Annotated in this window: 3 protein-coding genes; all 3 read left to right on the top strand. The window is 75.8% G+C overall.

What is annotated here, in order from left to right:
- On the top strand, positions 1-1,293 hold a 1,293-nt coding region (locus GA0115240_RS08640), incomplete at its 5' end, for a DUF58 domain-containing protein (protein WP_093736067.1).
- Positions 1,290-1,829: a hypothetical protein gene (locus GA0115240_RS08635; protein ID WP_093736066.1), complete on the top strand. Its 540-nt coding sequence runs from the start codon at positions 1,290-1,292 to the stop codon at positions 1,827-1,829. The genes GA0115240_RS08640 and GA0115240_RS08635, both read left to right, overlap by 4 nt.
- Before the next feature lie 185 nt (positions 1,830-2,014).
- A partial coding sequence (locus GA0115240_RS08630; RefSeq protein ID WP_141708779.1) for a hypothetical protein occupies positions 2,015-2,226 on the top strand: 212 nt, incomplete at its 3' end.

The raw sequence follows: 2,226 nt of genomic DNA, 5'->3' as shown, positions 1-2,226 counted from the left end.
CAGTCCGACAGCGACGCGCCCGCCGAGCCCCCGCCGCCGCCCCCGCCCGGCTGGCGGGCCGGGGAACGCACCCTCCGCTACGGCACGGTGGCCGCCGTCGCGGTCGCCGCCGCCCTCGTCACCGGGCGGCCCTGGCTGCTGGCGCTGGCCGCCGGGCCGCTGACCCTGCTCGCCCTCGCGCTGCCGAACCGGACCCGCGCCCGCCGGATGGAAGTGGCCGTCGAGGTCGACACCCGGCGCTGCTTCGAAGGGGAGCAGGTCGTCGCCCGGATCACGGTCGCCGACGACGGCGGGGAGGGGCGGCTCGATCCCGGCGTCACCCCGGGTCCCGGAGTGCGCCTCGACCACCTCGCGGTGGGGCGCTCCCTGGTCGAACTGCGCCTGACCGCGCGGCGCTGGGGCCGCTGGAGCCTCGGTACGGTCGACATCGACCTGTATGACGCCGGGGGCATCGCGCGCCGCAGTGTCCGCGCCGACCTCGGCGAGATCGCCGTCTTCCCGGTGCCCTCGACGGCCGGTGTCACGCCGATCCCGGTCCGGCTGCCGCAGCGGCTGGGCGAACACACCTCGACGCAGCGCGGCGAGGGCGTCGAGGTCATCGGGGTGCACCCGTATGTGCGCGGCGAGCGGCAGCGGCGGATCCACTGGCCCGCCACCACCCGGCGCGGCTCACTCCAACTGCACCAGTTCGCCGCCGAGCGCGCCGCCGACACCGTCGTCCTGCTCGACGTCCTCGCCGACGTGACCGACCCCGAGACCGGGGTGTCCTCGCTGGACGAGACCTTCCGCGCCGCCGCCGGACTGGTGCGCGCCTATCTGCGCACCCACGACCGGGTCGGCGTCGTCTCGGTGGGCGGTGCCACCCGCTGGCTGCAGCCCGGCAGCGGCGACGGCTACTTCTACCGCATCGTGGAAAGCGTCCTGGAGGTCCGCAAGGACCGCTCCTTCCGCAGCCCCGGTCTGAACCGGCTGCCCCCGCCGGCCCTGCCCGAGGGCGCCCTGGTCTACGTCTTCACACCGCTCACCGACCAGCGCATCCTCGATGTGCTGCACCAGGTACGCGGCCGGGCCAACCCGCTGGTCGTGGTCGAGATCGCCACCGGCGCGCCCCGGATCGACCCCGGCGACCCGGTCGCGGAACTCGCCCTGCGGCTGTGGCGCGCCGACCGCGACGCCATGCGCTTCGCGCTGACCGAACGGGGCATCGCGGTCATCACCCACCGGCAGGGCGAGACGCTCGACCTGCCGCTCGCGCCGCTGCTGCGCAGCCGGATCCAGGGAGGAAGCCGATGAACCCCGCCGTGGACCGGCTGACCGCGCGCTGCCTGGGGACGGCGCTGGCGGTCGCCGCCTGCAACCCGCCCGCCGCCTTCCGCGGGCCCGGCCTGGACAAGGCGCTGGTCGTGCTGGTGGCCGCCGTCGCCTGGTGGGCGGCCCCCATGGCGGACGAGCGCCCGGTCAGGGCGTCGCTCCGCTGGCAGGCGATCGCCCTGCACCGACGGTCCACGCTGCTGGCCGGCGGATCGGTCGTCATCGCCGCCGTGGCCGATCCGCCGGTGTGGCTGGCCGGCTGCGTCACCGCCCTGCTGCTCGCCTACCTCCTGGTCACCGACCCGTGGACGGCCGGCGTCACCGCGCCGCCGGGTCCGCGTCCGCTCGGTCCACCGCTGATCGCGGCCGCGGCCTGCGCGATCGTCTTCCTGCTCGCCCAGGCCCCGGTCGCCGGCACCTCGTGGTCCCGGCTGCCGGCGGCACTGGCCGTGGCGGCGACCGCGGTCTGCCTCGGCCTGGCGCTCCTGCGCCGCGGCACGGCGCGCCGACCCGGCTGAACGGCCCGATGAACGGACTGAACCGAGCTGAACGGAACTGAACGGTTCAGTAAAGGTGTTGCTGCTCGCGGAATACCGGGCTTCCCATCTGCAGTTGTGGTGCTTTACCGTTTCACCACCAGAGCACCACCTCCCCCGCACCGGTCCGCGCGGCCGGGCGCGCGGACCGCAGCCGAGGAGCAGCAATGAAGGACGTCACGCCGGTCCGCGACGGCTGGAGGCTGCGCCTGGCCGGCCGGCTGCCCGCCGACCCCACGCGTTACGGCGCCCGCCACGACGGCGAGGGCGACCATGGAAGCGACCGCGAGGGCGACCACCGGGCCGTCCGCCCGGCCGAGCAGGTGGCCGGCGATCTCGCCGCCCGGCTCGCCGACGCCGCCGATCTGCCCGCCGTCGT

It is taken from the genome of Streptomyces sp. DvalAA-14 (assembly GCF_900091855.1).
In the GTDB taxonomy this organism is placed as follows: domain Bacteria; phylum Actinomycetota; class Actinomycetes; order Streptomycetales; family Streptomycetaceae; genus Actinacidiphila.
This window is presented reverse-complemented; position numbering and strand designations above follow the sequence as displayed.

Coding starts and splice junctions, on each gene's coding strand:
- GA0115240_RS08635 (WP_093736066.1), top strand. CDS start 1,290: ATGAACCCCGCCGTGGACCGGCTGACCGCGCGCTGCCTGGGGACGGCG.